This window comes from Mycobacterium kubicae (genome assembly GCF_015689175.1).
In the GTDB taxonomy this organism is placed as follows: domain Bacteria; phylum Actinomycetota; class Actinomycetes; order Mycobacteriales; family Mycobacteriaceae; genus Mycobacterium; species Mycobacterium kubicae.
Genome location: NZ_CP065047.1, coordinates 1,283,748 through 1,301,273, shown reverse-complemented (window position 1 = coordinate 1,301,273; position 17,526 = coordinate 1,283,748). Strand labels below are relative to the sequence as shown.

19 protein-coding genes and 2 pseudogenes are annotated in these 17,526 nt (G+C 66.8%); 13 read left to right on the top strand and 8 right to left on the bottom strand.

From position 1 onward, the window contains the following. The first annotated feature begins 3 nt into the window (after window positions 1–3). Complete coding sequence (locus I2456_RS06220; RefSeq protein ID WP_085072771.1) at window positions 4–1,572, top strand: phospho-sugar mutase; 1,569 nt, start codon at window positions 4–6, stop codon at window positions 1,570–1,572. Window positions 1,573–1,576: 4 nt separating this feature from the next. On the opposite strand, the gene upp is transcribed toward I2456_RS06220, so the two are convergent. After that, a complete protein-coding gene (gene upp / locus I2456_RS06215; RefSeq protein ID WP_085072770.1) occupies window positions 1,577–2,200 on the bottom strand; it encodes a uracil phosphoribosyltransferase in 624 nt (207 codons plus the stop codon). An 84-nt stretch (window positions 2,201–2,284) separates the two neighbouring features. On the opposite strand from upp, the gene I2456_RS06210 reads away from it, so the two are divergent. Continuing rightward, window positions 2,285–3,172 carry an alkaline phosphatase family protein gene (locus tag I2456_RS06210; RefSeq protein ID WP_085072769.1) on the top strand — a complete coding sequence of 296 codons (888 nt, stop codon included), beginning with the start codon at window positions 2,285–2,287 and terminating at the stop codon, window positions 3,170–3,172. A gap of 33 nt (window positions 3,173–3,205) precedes the next feature. Further along, complete coding sequence (satS, locus tag I2456_RS06205) at window positions 3,206–4,531, top strand: protein export chaperone SatS (protein WP_085072768.1); 1,326 nt, start codon at window positions 3,206–3,208, stop codon at window positions 4,529–4,531. Between the two features lie 12 nt (window positions 4,532–4,543). On the opposite strand, the pseudogene I2456_RS29080 reads toward satS, so the two are convergent. Further along, window positions 4,544–4,642 (bottom strand): annotated as a pseudogene (locus I2456_RS29080) (LuxR C-terminal-related transcriptional regulator); the annotation flags it as partial. Between the two features lie 109 nt (window positions 4,643–4,751). Next, window positions 4,752–5,360, bottom strand: coding sequence for an HXXEE domain-containing protein (locus tag I2456_RS06195; RefSeq protein WP_163703777.1), 609 nt, complete (start codon window positions 5,358–5,360; stop codon window positions 4,752–4,754). Window positions 5,361–5,517: 157 nt separating this feature from the next. On the opposite strand from I2456_RS06195, the gene I2456_RS06190 reads away from it, so the two are divergent. Both I2456_RS06190 and I2456_RS06185 read left to right on the top strand, forming a co-directional pair. Then, window positions 5,518–6,147: a TetR/AcrR family transcriptional regulator gene (locus tag I2456_RS06190; RefSeq protein ID WP_085072765.1), complete on the top strand. Its 630-nt coding sequence runs from the start codon at window positions 5,518–5,520 to the stop codon at window positions 6,145–6,147. A 1-nt stretch (window position 6,148) separates the two neighbouring features. Next, entirely contained in the window at window positions 6,149–7,084 is a 936-nt protein-coding gene (locus I2456_RS06185) for an alpha/beta hydrolase (RefSeq protein ID WP_085072764.1), read from the top strand. 18 nt (window positions 7,085–7,102) lie between these two features. On the opposite strand, the gene I2456_RS06180 is transcribed toward I2456_RS06185, so the two are convergent. Next, window positions 7,103–7,597, bottom strand: a complete 495-nt coding sequence (locus I2456_RS06180; protein ID WP_085072763.1) for a MarR family winged helix-turn-helix transcriptional regulator — start codon at window positions 7,595–7,597, stop codon at window positions 7,103–7,105. 74 nt (window positions 7,598–7,671) lie between these two features. Between I2456_RS06180 and I2456_RS06175 the strand changes: the two genes are divergently transcribed. Then, complete coding sequence (locus tag I2456_RS06175) at window positions 7,672–8,409, top strand: NAD(P)-dependent oxidoreductase (RefSeq protein WP_085072762.1); 738 nt, start codon at window positions 7,672–7,674, stop codon at window positions 8,407–8,409. Beyond that, window positions 8,406–8,897, top strand: coding sequence for an anthrone oxygenase family protein (locus tag I2456_RS06170; RefSeq protein ID WP_085072761.1), 492 nt, complete (start codon window positions 8,406–8,408; stop codon window positions 8,895–8,897). Before I2456_RS06175 ends, I2456_RS06170 begins: the two co-directional genes overlap by 4 nt. On the opposite strand, the gene I2456_RS06165 is transcribed toward I2456_RS06170, so the two are convergent. Genes I2456_RS06165 through I2456_RS06155 form a run of 3 tightly spaced genes read right to left on the bottom strand, consistent with a single transcriptional unit; the run spans window position 8,866 to window position 11,632 of the window. Next, a complete protein-coding gene (locus I2456_RS06165; RefSeq protein WP_068033615.1) occupies window positions 8,866–9,954 on the bottom strand; it encodes an adenosine deaminase in 1,089 nt (362 codons plus the stop codon). The genes I2456_RS06170 and I2456_RS06165 overlap by 32 nt on opposite strands. Continuing rightward, a complete protein-coding gene (locus tag I2456_RS06160; RefSeq protein WP_085072760.1) occupies window positions 9,951–11,237 on the bottom strand; it encodes a thymidine phosphorylase in 1,287 nt (428 codons plus the stop codon). Before I2456_RS06160 ends, I2456_RS06165 begins: the two co-directional genes overlap by 4 nt. Further along, a complete protein-coding gene (locus I2456_RS06155; RefSeq protein WP_085072759.1) occupies window positions 11,234–11,632 on the bottom strand; it encodes a cytidine deaminase in 399 nt (132 codons plus the stop codon). The genes I2456_RS06160 and I2456_RS06155 overlap by 4 nt, the downstream gene beginning before the upstream one ends. Window positions 11,633–11,905: 273 nt before the next feature. Between I2456_RS06155 and sdhC the strand changes: the two genes are divergently transcribed. The 5 genes from sdhC (at window position 11,906) to I2456_RS06130 (ending at window position 16,343) form a co-directional block, all read left to right on the top strand. Next, window positions 11,906–12,244, top strand: coding sequence for a succinate dehydrogenase, cytochrome b556 subunit (gene sdhC, locus I2456_RS06150; RefSeq protein ID WP_068033969.1), 339 nt, complete (start codon window positions 11,906–11,908; stop codon window positions 12,242–12,244). Next, on the top strand, window positions 12,241–12,708 hold the full coding sequence (locus I2456_RS06145; RefSeq protein ID WP_068033622.1) for a succinate dehydrogenase hydrophobic membrane anchor subunit: 468 nt from the start codon (window positions 12,241–12,243) through the stop codon (window positions 12,706–12,708). Before sdhC ends, I2456_RS06145 begins: the two co-directional genes overlap by 4 nt. A 117-nt stretch (window positions 12,709–12,825) precedes the next feature. Beyond that, window positions 12,826–14,580, top strand: coding sequence for a succinate dehydrogenase flavoprotein subunit (gene sdhA, locus I2456_RS06140; protein WP_068033971.1), 1,755 nt, complete (start codon window positions 12,826–12,828; stop codon window positions 14,578–14,580). After that, window positions 14,580–15,374, top strand: a complete 795-nt coding sequence (locus I2456_RS06135; protein WP_085072758.1) for a succinate dehydrogenase iron-sulfur subunit — start codon at window positions 14,580–14,582, stop codon at window positions 15,372–15,374. Before sdhA ends, I2456_RS06135 begins: the two co-directional genes overlap by 1 nt. A gap of 108 nt (window positions 15,375–15,482) precedes the next feature. Further along, the gene (locus I2456_RS06130) at window positions 15,483–16,343 is read left to right on the top strand and encodes an SCO6745 family protein (RefSeq protein ID WP_085072757.1); all 861 of its coding nucleotides are present in this window, start codon (window positions 15,483–15,485) and stop codon (window positions 16,341–16,343) included. Here the strand turns inward: I2456_RS06130 and I2456_RS06125 are convergent. Continuing rightward, entirely contained in the window at window positions 16,302–16,775 is a 474-nt protein-coding gene (locus I2456_RS06125) for a condensation domain-containing protein (protein WP_241007870.1), read from the bottom strand. The two genes, I2456_RS06130 and I2456_RS06125, sit on opposite strands and share 42 nt — an antisense overlap. An 81-nt stretch (window positions 16,776–16,856) precedes the next feature. Here I2456_RS06125 and I2456_RS06120 point away from each other — a divergent pair. Beyond that, a pseudogene (locus tag I2456_RS06120) lies at window positions 16,857–17,465 on the top strand (carboxymuconolactone decarboxylase family protein); the annotation flags it as partial. Between the last annotated feature and the right edge of the window lie 61 nt (window positions 17,466–17,526).

Genomic DNA, 17,526 nt, shown 5'->3' with positions numbered 1-17,526 from the left:
GCCGTGACGCCCGAGGAGTGGATCGCCCACGACCCGGATCCGCGGACGGCCGCCGAGCTGGCCGCCTGCACTCCCGACGAGCTGGCCGCGCGGTTCGCCCGCCCGCTGACGTTCGGCACCGCGGGGTTGCGCGGACCGCTGCGGGCCGGCCCGGACGCGATGAACCTCGCGGTGGTGTTGCGCGCCACCTGGGCGGTGGCTCAGGTGCTGCCACCGGGGCCAAGGCCGGTGATCGTGGGGCGCGACGCCCGCCGCGGCTCGGCCACGTTCGCCACGGCAGCAGCGGAAGTGCTTGCCGCGCAGAGGTTTTCGGTGACGACGTTTCCCGACCCGGTGCCTACACCGGTAGTGGCGTTCGCGGTCCGTCACACCGGCGCGGTTGCCGGGATTCAGATCACCGCCTCGCACAACCCGCCGACCGACAACGGCTACAAGGTCTACCTCGACGGCGGCATCCAGATCATCTCCCCCACCGACCGGCAGATCGAAGCGGCGATGACCGCCGCTGCGCCGGCGGATCAGATCCCCAGAACCCCGGTGCCGCCCGCCGGCACCGACCTGGTGGACCGCTACATCGAACGCGCGGCCAGCGTGCGGCGCGGGGCCGGGTCGGTCCGGGTGGCGCTGACCCCGCTGCATGGGGTGGGCGGCGCGGTGGCCGTCGAGACGCTGCGGCGGGCCGGTTTCCACGACGTGCACACGGTGGCCGCGCAGTTCGCGCCGGACCCCGACTTTCCCACCGTGGCGTTCCCCAATCCGGAAGAACCCGGGGCCCCCGACGCAGTGCTGGGCCTGGCCGCAGAAGTCGGCGCCGACGTCGCCATCGCGCTCGACCCGGACGCCGACCGGTGCGCCGTGGGGATCCCCACCACAGCTGGCTGGCGGATGCTCTCCGGTGACGAAACCGGTTGGCTGCTCGGCGATTACCTCCTGGCGCACACCGACGACCCGGCGCACAGCGTGGTGGCCAGCACCCTGGTGTCGTCGCGGATGCTGGCGGCGATCGCCGCGCAGTACGGCGCCGGGCACGTCGAGACGCCCACCGGCTTCAAGTGGCTGGCCCGCGCAGACGCCGACACGTCGGGCACCTTGGTCTATGCCTACGAAGAAGCGATCGGCCATTGCGTCGACCCGGCCGCGGTGCGCGACAAGGACGGCATCAGCGCCGCGGTGCTGGTGTGCGACCTGGTGGCCGCGCTGCGCGAGCGGGGCCGTTCGGTGCCCGACCAACTCGACGAGTTGGCCCGGCGCCACGGCGTGCACGTGGTAGCGCCGGTGTCGCGTCGCGTCGCCGATCCCGACGAGGCTGCCGAGCTGATGCGCCGGCTGCGCGCGGACCCGCCGGACCGGCTGGCCGGATTGGCCGTAACCGTCGCCGACATCACCGACGCGCTCATCTTCACCGGCGGCGACGGCGACACGTCGGTGCGGCTGGTGGTACGCCCGTCGGGAACCGAGCCGAAACTCAAGTGCTACACCGAGATTCGCGTAACCGTGTCCGGTGATCTGGCGGCCACCCGAGAACGCGCCCAGGCGCTGAGCGCGCAGCTGCTCGACGAGTTGCCGGTATAGCCCCCTAGCGCGGCCCGAACTGACGGTCGCCGGCATCGCCGAGACCCGGCACGATGAAGGCCGCGTCGTTGAGCCCGCCGTCGACGGCCGCGGTGAACAACCGCGCGTTGGGCACCACCTGCTCTACCGCCGCGATCCCCTCCGGAGCGGCCACCACGCACAGCATGGTGATGTCCGTGGCGCCGCGCGCGAGCAGCAAGCCCACGGTGTGCTTCATCGAACCGCCGGTGGCCAGCATCGGGTCAAGCACCATGATCGGCAGACCGGCCAGGTCGTCGGGCAACGACTCGAGGTACGGGACGGGCTGGTGGGTCTGTTCGTCGCGGGCGATGCCGACGAACCCCACGTGCGCTTCCGGCAGCACCGCGTGCGCCTCGTAGACCATGCCCAGCCCGGCCCGCAACACCGGCACCAGCAGCGGCGGCTTGGCCAGCCGCGCCCCTGTCGTTTCGGCCAGCGGAGTGCGGATGGTGACGGGCTCGGTCGGCGCGTCCCGGGTCGCCTCGTAGACCAGCATCAGCGTCAGCTCGCGCAGCGCGGCGCGAAAGACGGCGTTGCCGCTGCGCTGATCGCGCAGCGCGGTGAGCCGCGCCGCGGCCAGTGGATGGTCGACCAGATGCACGTCCACGGCTAGATAACAATCGGATTCAGGCTTGCTGACACGCTCGCTCCATCTCCTGGGCGCACCCGAGTTCGCCCATATACTCCCGGCATGCGGGCGCTGAAACATTACCTGACCAGGGCATACCGTACCTTGGCGGTACTCGGGATGGTGGCCGGATCGCTATGGATCCACGGCGTCACCGCTGCCCCGCGCCTGGGCCTGGCCGCTGCCGCCCTGCCCAGCTTTTCCCACGTGGTGATCGTCATCGAGGAAAACCGCTCGCAAGCCAACATCATCGGCAACAAGTCGGCGCCGTGGATCAACGCGCTGGCGGCCGGTGGCGCCATGATGGGCCAATCGTTCGCCGAGACCCACCCCAGCGAACCGAACTACCTGGCGCTGTTCGCCGGCAACACGCTCGGGGTCACCAAGGACAGCTGTCCGGTCAACGCCGGCGCCCAACCCAACCTCGCCTCCGAAGTTCTTGCCGCCGGAGGCACCTTCGTGGGCTTCGCCGAGGACCTGCCGGCGGTCGGCTCCCCGGTGTGCAGTGCCGGCAAATACGCGCGCAAGCACGTCCCGTGGGCCAACTTCACCAACGTGCCGCCGTCGTTGTCCCTGCCGTTCTCCTCTTTCCCCCAACCGGGCAACTATGCGGCGCTGCCGACGCTGGCGTTCGTCATCCCCAACAACGACAACAACATGCACGACGGCTCGATCGCCCAGGGTGACGCCTGGTTGAGCCGGCAGATGTCGGCATACGCCACCTGGGCCCGGACCAACAACAGCCTGCTGATTCTGACCTGGGACGAGGACGACGGCGGCGCCCGCAACCAGATCCCGACGGTGTTCTACGGCGCCCACGTGCAGCCGGGCACCTACAACGAGCAAATCAATCACTACAACGTGCTCTCGACGCTGGAGCAGATGTATGGGCTGCCGAAAACCGGCAACGCGGCCACGGCCGCCCCCATCACCGACATTTGGGGCGGGTAAGGCCTGGCGGGCCGGGTCGCTATTGTGTGCCGCATGGCTGCAGACCTCGTGCCCATCCGCCTGAGCTTGACCGACGGCGACCGCTACACCCTGTGGGCACCCCGCTGGCGCGACGCCGGCGATGAGTGGGAAGCCTTCCTCGGCAAGGACGAGGACCTGTACGCCTTCGAGTCGGTGGCCGACCTGGTCGCGTTCGTGCGCACCGACTCCGACAACGACCTGACCGACCACCCGGGGTGGAAGAAAGTCACCGAGGCGCACGCCCGCGACCTCGACCCGGCGCAGGACAAGCAGTTCGATCTGGTCGCAGTGGAGGAACTCGTCGCCGAGAAGCCGACCGAGGAGTCGGTCAACGCCTTGGCGGGCGCGCTGGCGATCGTGTCGTCCATCGGATCGGTGTGCGAGCTCGCCGCGGTGTCCAAATTCTTCAACGGCAATCCCAGCCTGGGCACGGTGTCGGGCGGTATCGACAACTTCAGCGGCAAGGCCGGGCAGAAGCGCTGGAACGCTATCGCCGAGGTGATCGGGCGCAGCTGGGATGACGTGCTCAAGTCCATCGAGGGAATTGTCAGCACCCCCGACGTCGACGAAGAGTTGTCTGCCAAGGCCGCCGAGGAGTTGGAGGAGGAGCCCGAAGAGCCCGAGGAGACCCCCGAGGAAGAGGACGCGACGGCCGCAGACGAGGCCGAAGAGGACGCCTCTGACGCCTCGGACGTCGAGGATGCCGACGACGAGGATGCTGAGGAAGTCGACGACGCCGCTGCGGAGGAAGACGAGCGCGCGGCGGGCGACACCGTGGTGTTGGGCAGCGACGAGGACTTCTGGCTGCAGGTGGGCATCGATCCGATTCGGATCATGACGGGTTCGGGCACCTTTTACACGCTGCGCTGCTACCTCGACGACCGGCCAATCTTCTTGGGCCGCAACGGCCGCATCAGTGTGTTCACCTCCGAGCGCGCGCTGGCCCGCTACCTGGCCGACGAGCACGACCACGACCTGTCCGACCTGAGCACGTATGACGACATCCGCACCGCCGCCACCGACGGCTCACTGAACGTCGACATCACCGACGAAAACGTCTACGTGCTCACCGGACTGGCCGACGACTTCGCCGACGGTCCCGACGCGGTGGACCGCGACCAACTCGACCTGGCCGTGGAGTTCCTGCGCGACGTCGGTGACTACTCCGAGGAGAGCACCGTCGACAAGGCGCTGGACACCGGCAAACCGCTGGGCAAGCTGGTGGCTTACGTGCTCGACCCCGATTCGGTCAGCAAACCCGCCGCTCCGTATGCCAACGCCGTGCGGGAATGGGAAAAGCTCGAGGCGTTCGTCGATTCGCGGCTGCGGCGCGAATAGCGTTCGCAGCCATCAGACTTGGCGAGCCGCCTCCTGGGCCAGCTGCACGCGCGACTTCACGTCGAGCTTGTTGTAGACGTGGGTGAGGTGGGTTCGCACAGACGTCGAGCTCGGTCGGCGTCAACGAGGCCCACCCTTTGGGGGGGCGTAGATTCCCCAGGAGCCGCCAGCCGGCCTCACTTTTGCGGCAAGACAGTGTTTCGCGCTGCGCGCCAACGGATCAAACAGCGGATGGGTCGGCCATCAAGGCAAGGAGCGGGACGAGCACTATTGCGAATCCGATGACAGCTATGGCGGTGAGTCGCCGGTCCCCGACCAGCTTGTAGAGCAGGTAGGGTCCGCCGATCCAGTACAGCTGGGCCGTGATCAGGCCGGGAAAGTAGCCGCCGAGCATGATGCTCCACCAGGTATGGGCAATCGCGTTTCCGATCGCGCCGTACACGATGAAAAACATCGCGGGCACCACGACGAAGCGCAGCCGCGTCATCAACGCGATCACGCACGCGACGGTCATCACCGCGTAGGCGCCCATATTGACCGAGACGAACGCGTCGTTCGAGTAGGGCGCGCCGCCGTACAGCTCGGCGAAGTCGGTGCGGAAGTCCGTGGCGAACTCCTCGGCGAAATGGACGAATTGCACTGCCATGACACAACAGAACGCCGGCAGGAACTTGTTGACGGTCGGCAACTGCACTCGACGCTGGAAGCACCAGACAAAGAGCAGCCAGGTCGCGATGACGCCCGGAACGAAGGTGACCTTGAGGCTTGTTCCGTGACTCACCAGCCAGAAGCTGACGGCCATGGTGACAGCGATCAGCGTGCCCGGCACGACGTCACGTTTGGCAATCGCGCGATCGCCAATCGAGGAGGGAGTAGCGGGATCCGACCGGGGGACGCAGGGGTGGGGTTGCAACGGCACGATTGCCTCCTCTGGCAGGCTACTCACTGGTGTACTGATCAGTACACCGTATGGTAAGCTGCCGTGCATGCCCTCTTCAACAGCCGGTCGGCCCACCCGAGCCCAACGTCACGAACTCATCGAAGAGGCCGCCACCCGCTTGTTTGCCGAGAGAGGTTTCGCGGCCACGACCGTCGACGACATCGCGCAGGCAACGGGACTGACCAAGCCCATGCTCTACCGGCACTTCGAATCCAAACAGGAGCTGGGCGTCGCGTTGATGACCCGCGCTCGCGCGGAACTGATCGAGGCGCCGCTGGCGCGTTTTCAACCCGGGGTCGCCGAACCGCAGTCCCAGGTGCCGGCAATGGTGGATGCCTGGCTCGAACACGTTGAGCGGCATCCGAACTCCGCACGCTTGCTGTTCACTCCGGTCACCGGCGATCCGGAGGTGGAGCGGGTGCAGACCGAGCTGTTCGCGCGGCAAACGGCTACCCAGGCAGCTTTGCTGCGCGAGTTCGCTCCCGAGCTCGACGACGTCGAAACCGAAGCACTGGCAACGATGATGCGAGCCAGTCTGTGCGCCATCGCGCTGTGGTGGCTGGACCGGCCGGAGATACCCCGCGACGTCCCCGCGCGAGCACTGTTGCGCTCGTTTCAGGGCATCTACACCGCGCTTGGCGATACCGACGCGGACTTCCACCGAAAGGAGAGCTGAGATGACCGACAGCGGCGAGCGCGAGAAGGTGCACTTTTCCAGCGACGGCACCGCCTGCGCGGCATGGCTGTATCGCGGAACGAACGGCGCGTGCGTCGTGATGTCCGCCGGCCTGGCGGTGACCAAAGAACCCGGCACCGACCGGTTCGCCCGACGCCTCCATGACGCCGGGTACACGGTCCTTGCCTTCGATTACCGACGCCTCGGCGAGAGCGGTGGTCGGCCGCGACAAGTCACCCGGTACCGCGAGCAACTCGCCGACTGGCACGCCGCAATCGACTTCGCGCGCAACGTGTCTGGCGTCGATCCGCACAAGATCGCGATCTGGGGATACTCACTTTCCGGCGGGCACGTCTTCCGCGTGGCGGCAGGTAATCCGACGCTTGGTGCGGCCATCGCGCACTCGCCCCTAGTCGACGGAGTCGCCGTGGTGCCCAACGCGATGCGACATCAGACGCAGAGCGCCTCACTACGCTTCGCGGCTCTGGCGTTGGTCGATGCCGTCGGATTGCGCCTTGGGCGCAGGCCGATCCTGGTACCGCTGGCCGGCCCTCCGGGGACCCTCACGTCACTGACCACACCCGACGCGCAGAACGGCGCCGGCGCGCTCAATCCCGGCAATACATACCCGCACTGGCAACAGGAGGTGGCCGCGAGTTCGGCCATGCGGGCCGCGTTCTACCGGCCGGGACGGCACGCGTCGCGCATCAGGATTCCCTTCCTCGTGATCGCCTACGACGACGACGGCGTGGCACCCCCGGGGCCCACGGTCCGCGCGGCGTCGCGGGCTCCGCGGGGAGAACTCGCGCGTCTGCCCGGCGGCCACTACGCGGCCTACTTGGACGGTCACGAGCAAACGGTCGACACCCTGCTGGCGTTTCTGAGCAAGCATCTGCTCGACGTCTCGCGCGTCACATCGTCCGCCTCGGGGCCGTGATCGACCACCTGCGGTTGGTCACTTTTGGGAGTCTGCGCCGCCGGTGAGTCCGGGATGGACTCCCGGTATGAGCCCCGCAGCTATGGCGACGCGTTGCAGCAGCGCGCGCAACGTGTCGCGCTCGTCGCTCGACAAGGGCGCTGCGACCGAGTCCTCGAGCGCAGAACCGACGGCATCGAGCTCGGGAAGCAGGGCGCGCGCTCGGTCGGTAAGCGTTACCGCGAATGCCCGGCGGTCCGCGGGATGGGCCATCCGCTTGACCAAACCGTCGGCTTCCAGCGCATCGATCAAGCCGACCATCGTGTTGCGATGAATGCCTAGTCGGGCAGATAGCGCCCGTTGGGACTGACCGTCCTCGGCCGCCAGTGCCATCAGAACCGCATAGGTGCGGGGCTGTACCCCGACGCCGCTGACCAAGCGCTGAAACGCCCCGGCATAGTGCGCGCCGAGCTGAGACAACAAAAACGGGATGCGTTCGTCGAGCGTGGCGATTCCGGTCGGTTCTTCCACCATGGGTGCACACTAGCACTATGGCTGATAATCACTTAGAGTGATGATCACCAACATGTGACTATTTAGGAGACGTCATGAAGATTGCGATGTTCGGGGCGAACGGCCAGACCGGTCGATTGGCGACTTCGCTCGCCCTCGAGGCCGGGCACCAGGTGATAGCGGTGACCCGCCGGCCGCGCGAGTTCCCACTCGCCGATCCCCGCTTGACCGTTGCCGAGGCCGATGTGCGGGACGCGGCCGCGGTTGCCCCGCTGGTCACCGGGGTCGATGCGGTGATCTCCACCCTTGGTGTCACGTTCACCCGCGAACTGGTCGACACCTATTCGGTGGGCACGGCGAACATCGTGGCCGGTATGCGCGCAGCGCGGACTCGGCGCTTGATTGTGGTCAGCTCGACTGCGGCTTACCCGACGCGACGTACCGACGCACCACTCCTGCTCCGATTAGTCGAGCCGATCATCACCAAGACGATCGGCAAGACCGTCTACGAAGACATCCGGCGCATGGAGACCCTGGTGCGCGACTCCGGCTTGGATTGGACTGTCGTTCGGCCCTCCGGGTTGTTCGATTTGACCGCGCCCACCGCCTATGTCAGCGGTGAAGTCGATCCGGTCGGTGCGTTCACCGCGCGCATCGACCTCGCCGACTACCTGGTGTCGCTGGCCGCCGACTCGACAATGGCCCGGCGGACCGTCATCGTCTCGACCACCTCGTCCACCCCCAGCTTGTGGCAGATGATCCGTCGGGAAGCAGGCTCTGGCGGTGGTGCCGAAGCGACCACCGCCGCCAGCTACGAAGAAGACCCAAGATGACGTCGTCACCGGCGTCCGGTCTGCTGCAGAACGCGTCGGACTTTGCGGCGGTGCTGTTCACCGGGTTGTTTGCCGGATTTCTTGTCACCGTCCTAGTTTTGGAGGCCAGCCTGCGCCGCTTCGGCGCTGCGGTCTACACCCAGGTGCGGCTCATCGAACTGCAGCACCTCGACGACTTGGCCACCGCATTGCTGCTGCCAGGGATCCTCGCCGCTGCAACGGTGACTCTTATCCATATACGACAAGGCCATAGCCGCCGCTGGCTTGCGGGGGCAGCCCTGCTCTTGTTGGTTGCGACGCTGCTGATCAGCGTCACGATCAGTGTGCCGATCAACACGGTCCAACAAACCTGGTCGATACCGAACCCACCCGCCAACTGGGCGGCCGTACGTGACCGCTGGCAACTGGCCCACGCCGCAAGGACAATTACCGCGGTAGTCGCGTTTCTCGCACTCGCTACCCGATCAGCACCGCGAACCGCGGCTTGATCACGTCGTCGATGATCTCGAGGCGCTCGTCGAACGGGATGAACGCCGACTTCATCGCGTTGATGGTGAAGCGTTCGAGGTCGCTCCAGCCGTAGCCGAACGCTTCGGCCAGCCGGTGCATTTCCAGGCTCATAGTGGTGTCGCTCATCAGCCGGTTGTCGGTGTTGACGGTCACCCGGAACCGGGCGCGGGCCAGCAGGTCGAACGGGTGTTCTTCGATGCTTGGCGCGGCGCCGGTCTGTACGTTCGAGCTCGGACACAGCTCCAGCGGGATTCGCTTGTCCCGCAGGATCGCTGCCAGTCTGCCCAATCGAACCTCGCCGTCGGGACCGATGTCGATGTCGTCGATGATCCGCACCCCGTGCCCCAGCCGATCGGCGCCGCAGAACGCGATCGCCTCGTGGATGGACGGCAGCCCGAACGCCTCGCCCGCGTGAATCGTGAAGCGGGCGTTGTGGTCTCGCATGTACTCGAACGCGTCCAGATGTCGCGTCGGCGGGTAGCCGGCCTCCGCGCCGGCGATGTCGAATCCTACTACGCCCTTGTCCCGGAACCGGATTGCCAGCTCTGCGATCTCGCGGGACATGGCGGCGTGTCGCATCGCGGTGACCAGACAGCGCACCTTGATGGGCCGGCCCTCGGCGGCGCACGCCTTCTCACCGGCGGCGAAACCCTCCAACACGGCGTCGACCACTTCGTCGAAGGACAGCCCACGGTTGATGTGCAGTTCGGGTGCGAATCGCACCTCGGCGTAGACCACCGAATCGGCGGCCAGATCCTCGACTGCCTCGAAAGCCACGCGGTACAACGCTTCTGGGGTTTGCATCACCGCCACGGTGTGGGAGAAGGGTTCCAGGTAGCGCTCCAGCGAACCGCTGTGCGACTGCGTGCGAAACCAGTTCGCCAGCGACTCGGCGTCGGTGGCCGGCAGCTCGTCGTATCCGACCTGACCGGCGATGTCCAGCACCGTGGCCGGGCGCAAGCCACCGTCGAGGTGGTCGTGCAGCAGGGCTTTGGGGGCCTGCTTGAGGGTCTGTGCAGTCAAAGGTGTGGTCACGAGGTGATCCGATCAATTATCAACGGCCGCAACTTCGGTGGCGTGTGGCCGACACTCCAGGCGCCGTCCAGCTCGGCCATCGCGGCGGCGAAGCGTTCCGGGGTGTCGGTGTAGAGGGTGAACAACGGCTCACCGGCGACCACCGGGTCGCCGGGACGGCGATGGATCTGGACACCGGCTCCGGCCTGGATTCGCTCGCCCGGCCGGGACCTGCCCGCGCCGAGCCGCCATGCCGTCAGCCCCACTGCCATCGCGTCGATATCGCCCATTGTGCCGCTCCGGTCGGCGGTCACGGTCTCGGTATGCGCACCGAATGGCAACGGAACCGACAAGTCACCGCCCTGGGCGGTGACCAGGCGCCGAAACCGGTCCATCGCGGTGCCGTCCTGCAACGTCTGTCCGGGATCACGGCCGTCCACCCCGGCCAGCGTCAGCATCTCTTCGGCCAACCGCACCGTCAGCTCGACCACGTCGGGCGGCCCGCCGCCGGCCAGTACCTCCAGCGATTCGGCGACTTCCAATGCATTGCCCACGGCAGCACCCAGGGGGTAGCTCATGTCGGTCAGCAGCGCACTGGTGGACACCCCGTGCGCCGCGCCCAGAGCGACCATGGTGTGCGCCAGGTCGCGGCACTGCTCCTCGGTCTTCAAGAACGCCCCGGCACCGACCTTGACGTCGAGCACCAACGCGCCGATCCCCTCGGCGAGTTTTTTGCTCATGATCGAGCTGGCGACCAGCGGCAGGGATTCCACCGTCGCGGTGATGTCGCGCAGCGCGTACAGCTTCTTGTCGGCCGGCGCCACCTGACCGGCCGCAAAGATCGCCGCGCCCAGGTCGGTCAGTTGCTCGCGCACCCGCCCGATGGGCAGGTCGGTCCGCAACCCCGGGATGGATTCCAGCTTGTCCAGCGTGCCACCGGTATGGCCAAGCCCGCGTCCGGAGGCTTTGGGCACCGCGGCTCCACAGGCGGCGACCATCGGGATCAACACCAGCGTGGTCTTGTCGCCGACGCCGCCGGTGGAATGCTTGCCGACGGTGGGCAGGGGCAGGCCGCTGAAGTCCAGCACCTCCCCGGATGCGACCATGGCCGCCGTCCACCGGGCGATCTCGCCGCGGTCCAAGCCGCGAAAGAAGACCGCCATCAGCAGCGCCGCCATCTGCTCGTCGGCAACATGGCCGTCGGTGTAGGCATCGATCACCCAGTCGATGGCGGCGTCGGACAACCGGCCGCCGTCACGTTTGGTGCGAATCACCGTCGGCGCGTCAAAAGTGAACTGGCTCACGGCTGTTCCCGCAGGTGATAGGCGTCGAAGGCGTCCGGGAGCAGCTCTGCGAGCCGGCGGGGCCCGGCCGGGTGGCCGATCAGCAGGTCGGCGCCACCGTGTTCCAGCAACACCTGACGGCACCGCCCGCACGGCATGAGCAGCGAACCGCTGCCGTCGACGCACGCCAGCGCGACAAGGCGACCGCCCCCGGTCGTATGCAGTGCCGACACCACACCGCATTCGGCACAGAGACCTAGGCCATATGAGACATTCTCCACATTGCACCCGGTGACCACGCGACCGTCGTCGACCAGCGCCGCCGCCCCCACCGGGAAGCGCGAATAAGGCGCATACGCGCCGGATGAGGCACTGATTGCCTTGTCCCGCAACATGTTCCAGTCGATTTCCGGCAATCCGCTGACCCTCCGCTCGCCGACGGGGTTGAGGAGATTAAAGCCACCTTAACCGGGAACAACACCGGAGTTTGGATGGATTTGTTCGGTACCACCGGCAACTCGGCCAAGATAAGCTCGATTAGCAGCTAGAGCAGTTAAATTGCGGTTTTTTGATGAGGTGAGAACTTAATGAGTTCGCAGGCGACAACCGCGGATCCGGCGACTTTCAACAGGTCGCCGACAGCCCGCAAGCGGCGGCCCCCGCGGACCCTGTACCGGGGCGATCCCGGCATGTGGGCCTGGGTGTTACACCGCATCAGCGGTGCGACGATCTTCTTCTTCCTGTTCGTGCACGTGCTCGACGCGGCCATGCTGCGAGTGAGCCCGCAGACCTACAACGCGGTGATCCGCGATTACCAGACTCCGGTCGTCGGCCTGATGGAGTTCGGCCTGGTGGCCGCGGTGCTGTTTCACGGCTTGAACGGCATCCGCATCATCTTGATCGACTTCTGGTCCGAAGGCACCCGCTACCAACGGCTGATGTTCTGGATCGTGGGCATCGTGTTCCTGCTGCTGATGGTCCCGACCGGCGTGGTGTTGGGCATTCACATGTGGGAGCACTTCCGATGAGCAGCCCCGACCTCCAGCTCGGCCGCGGCCAGACGGCTCCGGTGCGGCAGCGCAGCCACGACCGCCCGGCCAGCCTGGACAACCCGCGCTCCCCGCGGCGTCGGGCCGGCATACCGAACTTCGAGAAATTCGCCTGGCTGTTCATGCGGTTTTCCGGGATCGCGCTGGTGTTCCTGGCCATCGGGCACCTGTTCGTGATGCTGATGTGGGACAACGGGGTGTACCGCATCGACTTCAACTACGTCGCGCAGCGCTGGGCCTCGCCGTTCTGGCAGTTCTGGGATCTGGCGCTGTTGTGGCTGGCGCAATTGCACGGCGGCAACGGCCTGCGCGTCATCATCGACGACTACACCCGCAAAGACGTCACCCGGTTCTGGCTCAACAGCATCCTGCTGTTGTCCATGGGGTTCACCTTGGTGTTGGGCACCTACGTGCTGGTGACTTTCAACCCGAACATCTCCTGAGAGACGAAACATGTTTACGCCACCTCCTCCTCATCGCTTCGCTCTGCATCGTCGGCGGCAAAACCTAACTTCGCCACCTCCTCCTCATCGCTTCGCTCTGCATCGTCGGCGGCAGCGATGATCCAGCATCACCGATACGACGTGGTGATCGTCGGTGCCGGCGGCGCCGGCATGCGCGCCGCGGTGGAGGCGGGCCCGCGGGTCCGCACCGCCGTGCTGACCAAGCTCTACCCGACCCGCAGCCACACCGGCGCCGCCCAGGGCGGCATGTGCGCGGCGCTGGCCAACGTTGAAGACGACAACTGGGAATGGCACACCTTCGACACCGTCAAGGGCGGCGACTACCTCGCTGACCAGGACGCCGTGGAGATCATGTGCAAGGAAGCCATCGACGCGGTGCTCGATCTGGAGAAGATGGGGATGCCGTTCAACCGCACCCCCGAGGGCCGCATCGACCAGCGCCGCTTCGGTGGGCACACCCGCGACCACGGCAAGGCCCCGGTCCGCCGGGCCTGCTATGCCGCCGACCGTACCGGTCACATGATCCTGCAGACGCTCTACCAGAACTGCGTCAAGCACGACGTGCAGTTCTTCAACGAGTTCTACGCCCTGGACCTGGTGCTGACCGAGACGCCGACGGGTCCGGTGGCCACCGGGGTGGTGGCCTACGAGTTGGCCACCGGTGAGATCCACGTCTTCCACGCCAAAGCCGTGGTGATCGCCACCGGCGGCTCGGGCCGGATGTACAAGACGACGTCCAACGCGCACACGTTGACCGGCGACGGCATCGGCATCGTCTTCCGTAAGGGACTTCCGTTGGAAGACATGGAATTTCACCAGTTCCACCCGACGGGCCTGGCCGGGCTGGGGATCCTCATCTCCGAAGCGGTGCGTGGTGAGGGCGGCCGACTGCTCAACGGCGAGGGCGAGCGCTTCATGGAGCGCTACGCCCCGACCATCGTCGACCTGGCACCGCGCGACATCGTCGCCCGGTCCATGGTGCTCGAAGTCCTGGAGGGCCGCGGTGCCGGACCGCACAAGGACTACGTGTACATCGACGTCCGCCACCTGGGCGAGGACGTGCTCGAGGCCAAGCTGCCCGACATCACCGAGTTCGCCCGCACCTACCTCGGGGTGGACCCGGTGCACGAACTGGTACCGGTCTACCCGACCTGTCACTACGTGATGGGCGGCATCCCGACCACCGTCAGCGGGCAGGTGCTGCGCGACAACACCAACCCGGTGCCGGGCCTGTACGCCGCCGGTGAGTGCGCCTGCGTCTCGGTGCACGGCGCCAACCGGTTGGGCACCAACTCGCTGCTGGACATCAACGTGTTCGGACGCCGGGCCGGCATCGCCGCGGCCGGTTACGCCCAAAGCCACGACTTCGCCGACATGCCACCGGATCCGGCGCAGATGGTGGTCGGCTGGGTCCGCGACATCCTCTCCGAGCACGGCAACGAGCGGGTGGCCGACATCCGCAACGCGCTGCAACAGTCCATGGACAACAACGCCGCGGTGTTCCGCACCGAGGAGACGTTGAAACAGGCGCTGACCGATATCCATGCCCTCAAGGAGCGGTATTCCCGAATCTCCGTGCACGACAAGGGGAAGCGCTTCAACAGCGACCTGCTGGAAGCCATCGAGCTGGGCTTCCTGCTGGAGCTGGCCGAGGTCACCGTGGTGGGCGCGTTGAACCGCAAGGAATCTCGTGGTGGGCACGCCCGCGAGGACTACCCGAACCGCGACGACGTCAACTACATGCGCCACACCATGGCCTACAAGCAAGGCACCGATCTGCTCAGCGACATCGCCCTGGACTTCAAGCCCGTGGTCCAGACCCGCTATGAACCCAAGGAACGGAAGTACTGATGACCGCAGGCGACGCGATCGAGCCGGACGCCGAAGCACCTTTGCCGCCCATCCCGGAGGGCGCGGTGATGGTCACGGTGAAGATCGCCCGGTTCAATCCCGAACAGCCCGACGCCTTTTCGGACACCGGCGGCTGGCAGAGCTTCCGGGTGCCCTGCTTGCCCAGCGACCGGCTGCTCAACCTGCTCATCTACATCAAGAGCTACCTGGACGGGACGCTGACGTTCCGCCGCTCCTGCGCACACGGCGTGTGCGGGTCGGACGCGATGCGGATCAACGGCATGAACCGGTTGGCCTGCAAGGTGCTGATGCGTGATCTGCTGCCCAAGAAGCCCGGCAAGTCGCTGACGCTGACCGTCGAACCGATCCGCGGGCTGCCGGTGGAAAAAGACTTGGTCGTCGACATGGAGCCGTTCTTCGACGCCTACCGCGCGGTCAAGCCGTACCTGATCACCTCCGGAAACCCGCCCACCCGCGAGCGGATTCAGAGCCAAACCGACCGGGCCCGCTACGACGACACCACCAAGTGCATCCTGTGTGCCTGCTGCACCACCAGTTGCCCGGTGTTCTGGAGTGAAGGGTCCTACTTCGGCCCCGCCGCGATCGTCAACGCGCACCGCTTCATTTTCGACAGCCGCGACGAGGCCGCCGCCGAGCGTCTGGAAATCCTCAACGAGGTCGACGGAGTCTGGCGCTGCCGCACCACGTTCAACTGCACCGAAACCTGCCCGCGCGGCATCCAGGTGACCAAGGCGATTCAAGAGGTCAAGCGGGCGTTGATGTTCACCCGCTGAGCGGGCGGACCCATGTGTCGACGTGCCCGCCTCTGAGCGACAAGTGCGTCTGTCGCTATGAGGCGGGCAGAAATCCGGGTGGTCGCACAGCGTGCTTAGCTGCATGACATGCAACGCACACCCGAACTGGCCCGGCAGTTCTACGACCGCTTCGAGCCGATCCACGCCGTCACCTACTTCGCGCCGGAGGCCAGAGCCGCCCTGGACAACCTCGGCTACCGCGGCTTCTGGATGGGCTACTTCGCCGCCCGATCCGCGCCGCTGGGCCAGGTCCCGCCCGAAGTCGTAACCGCGATCTTCTACAACTTCTCCCCTGCCCGCGTCGCCAAAGCCCTACCCGCAGCGTGGGAGATCGCCGGACCGGAACTCGCGCTCCGAGCCCGTCAGGACTCGGCCGTGGCGGCGTTGCGGCGCTGCGGGCTGACCGATGACGAAAACGTCCGCACCGCAGCACAATTGGCGATGCGCGCCGCGCAGCGCACGTCGGTGGCGGCCCGGCCGTTGTTCGCGGCCAACCTCGCGCTGCCCGTGCCCTCGGAGCCGGTGGCGATGCTCTGGCATGCGACCACCCTGTTGCGTGAGCATCGCGGTGACGCGCACGCGGCCGTCCTGTCGGCGGCGGACGTGTCCGGCCGGGAATCGAACGTCTTCCACGCTGCGTCCACGGCGGTGCCCGCCGACTATATGCGGCAAACCCGCCATTACGACGACGCCGAGTGGCAGGGCTGCGAACAGAGCCTGGCCGAGCGCGGTCTGGTCGGCGACGATGGCTTTCTGACGGCGGCCGGACGCGAGCTGAAGGATCACATCGAGGCGAGCACCGACCTGCTGGCGTTGCACGCCTTCGACGGCCTCGACGACGAAGAACTCGACAAGCTGCTGCACGTGCTGACCGGCATCGCGCGCACCGTGCTGGGCGCCGGTGATCTACCCGCCGTCACGCCGATGACCATCCGCCGCGACTTCTAGATCACCACCGGGGTAGGCCGCGATCACGTCGTCGACCACGCCGTGCCAGGCCGGACCGTCCACGCACAGGTGGCTCGCGGTGAGCACCAGCCGATCGGGGTCCCCGGGCAGTAACGACGCCGCGAACAGCCTGCCGGTGCGCATGTCATAGCCGGCCCGTTGGCGCGCGATCGCCTCGGGTACGGCCACTCCGGGTGGTTCCACCGCCCACACCCAGCCGCCGCCGGGACGATACATCCACCGGTCACACGTCGGTTCGAAGACGGCGCCAAGTGCGGGGTGGGCGGCGAAGACCTCTTCGATCGCGGTGCGGACGTTGCCTTGATCCAGCCGCGATTCGGCGACGAGCACCTCGGTGTGCGTCCATTTCTCGATGTCTTGCGGGCGGGGGAACTCGGTGAACAGCGAATAAGTCGACAGGTAGCACGTCACGACCACCACCCTGCGCCGGGCGCCTTGGCGAAGTCTTGGCGGATTCTTGGCGCCCGCCCGTCACACTTTCCTGCACTGTCCCGTCTGAGGGGTATGACACAGAAAACCCGCATTGAGCCCCTGCCCCCCAATCGCGCCGGCCTGCTGATTCGCACCATGTACCGAGTCGCCAAGCGGCGCTTCGGCGAGGTGCCCGAGCCGTTCACCGTCGCTGCGCATCACTCTCGCCTGTTGGTCGCCAACGCCGTCCACGAAACGCTGCTGGAACGGGCGTCGCGGACCCTGCCGGTCAGCGTGCGCGAGCTGGCGGTCTTCTGGACCGCGCGGACCATCGGTTGCTCGTGGTGTGTCGACTTCGGTGCGATGCTGCAACGCTTGGACGGCCTGGACATGGACCGGCTGCGCGACATTGACAACTACGCGACCTCCCCGGCCTTCTCCGACGATGAACGCGCGGCCATCGCCTACGCCAACGCGATGACCACCGACCCGCACTCGGTGACCGACGAGCAGGTGGAGGATCTGCGGGCCCGCTTCGGCGACGCCGGAGTGATCGAGTTGACTTATCAGATCGGTGTGGAGAACATGCGCGCCCGGATGTACTCGGCACTGGGCATCACCGAACAGGGCTTCAACTCCGGGGACGCCTGCCGGGTGCCGTGGGCTAACCAGGCCGAGGCCACCTCGTAGATCGGCGGAACAGCGGCCGTCGGCGGCTTCCCCTCGGTAGCATCCGGTGACTGCCCCGGAA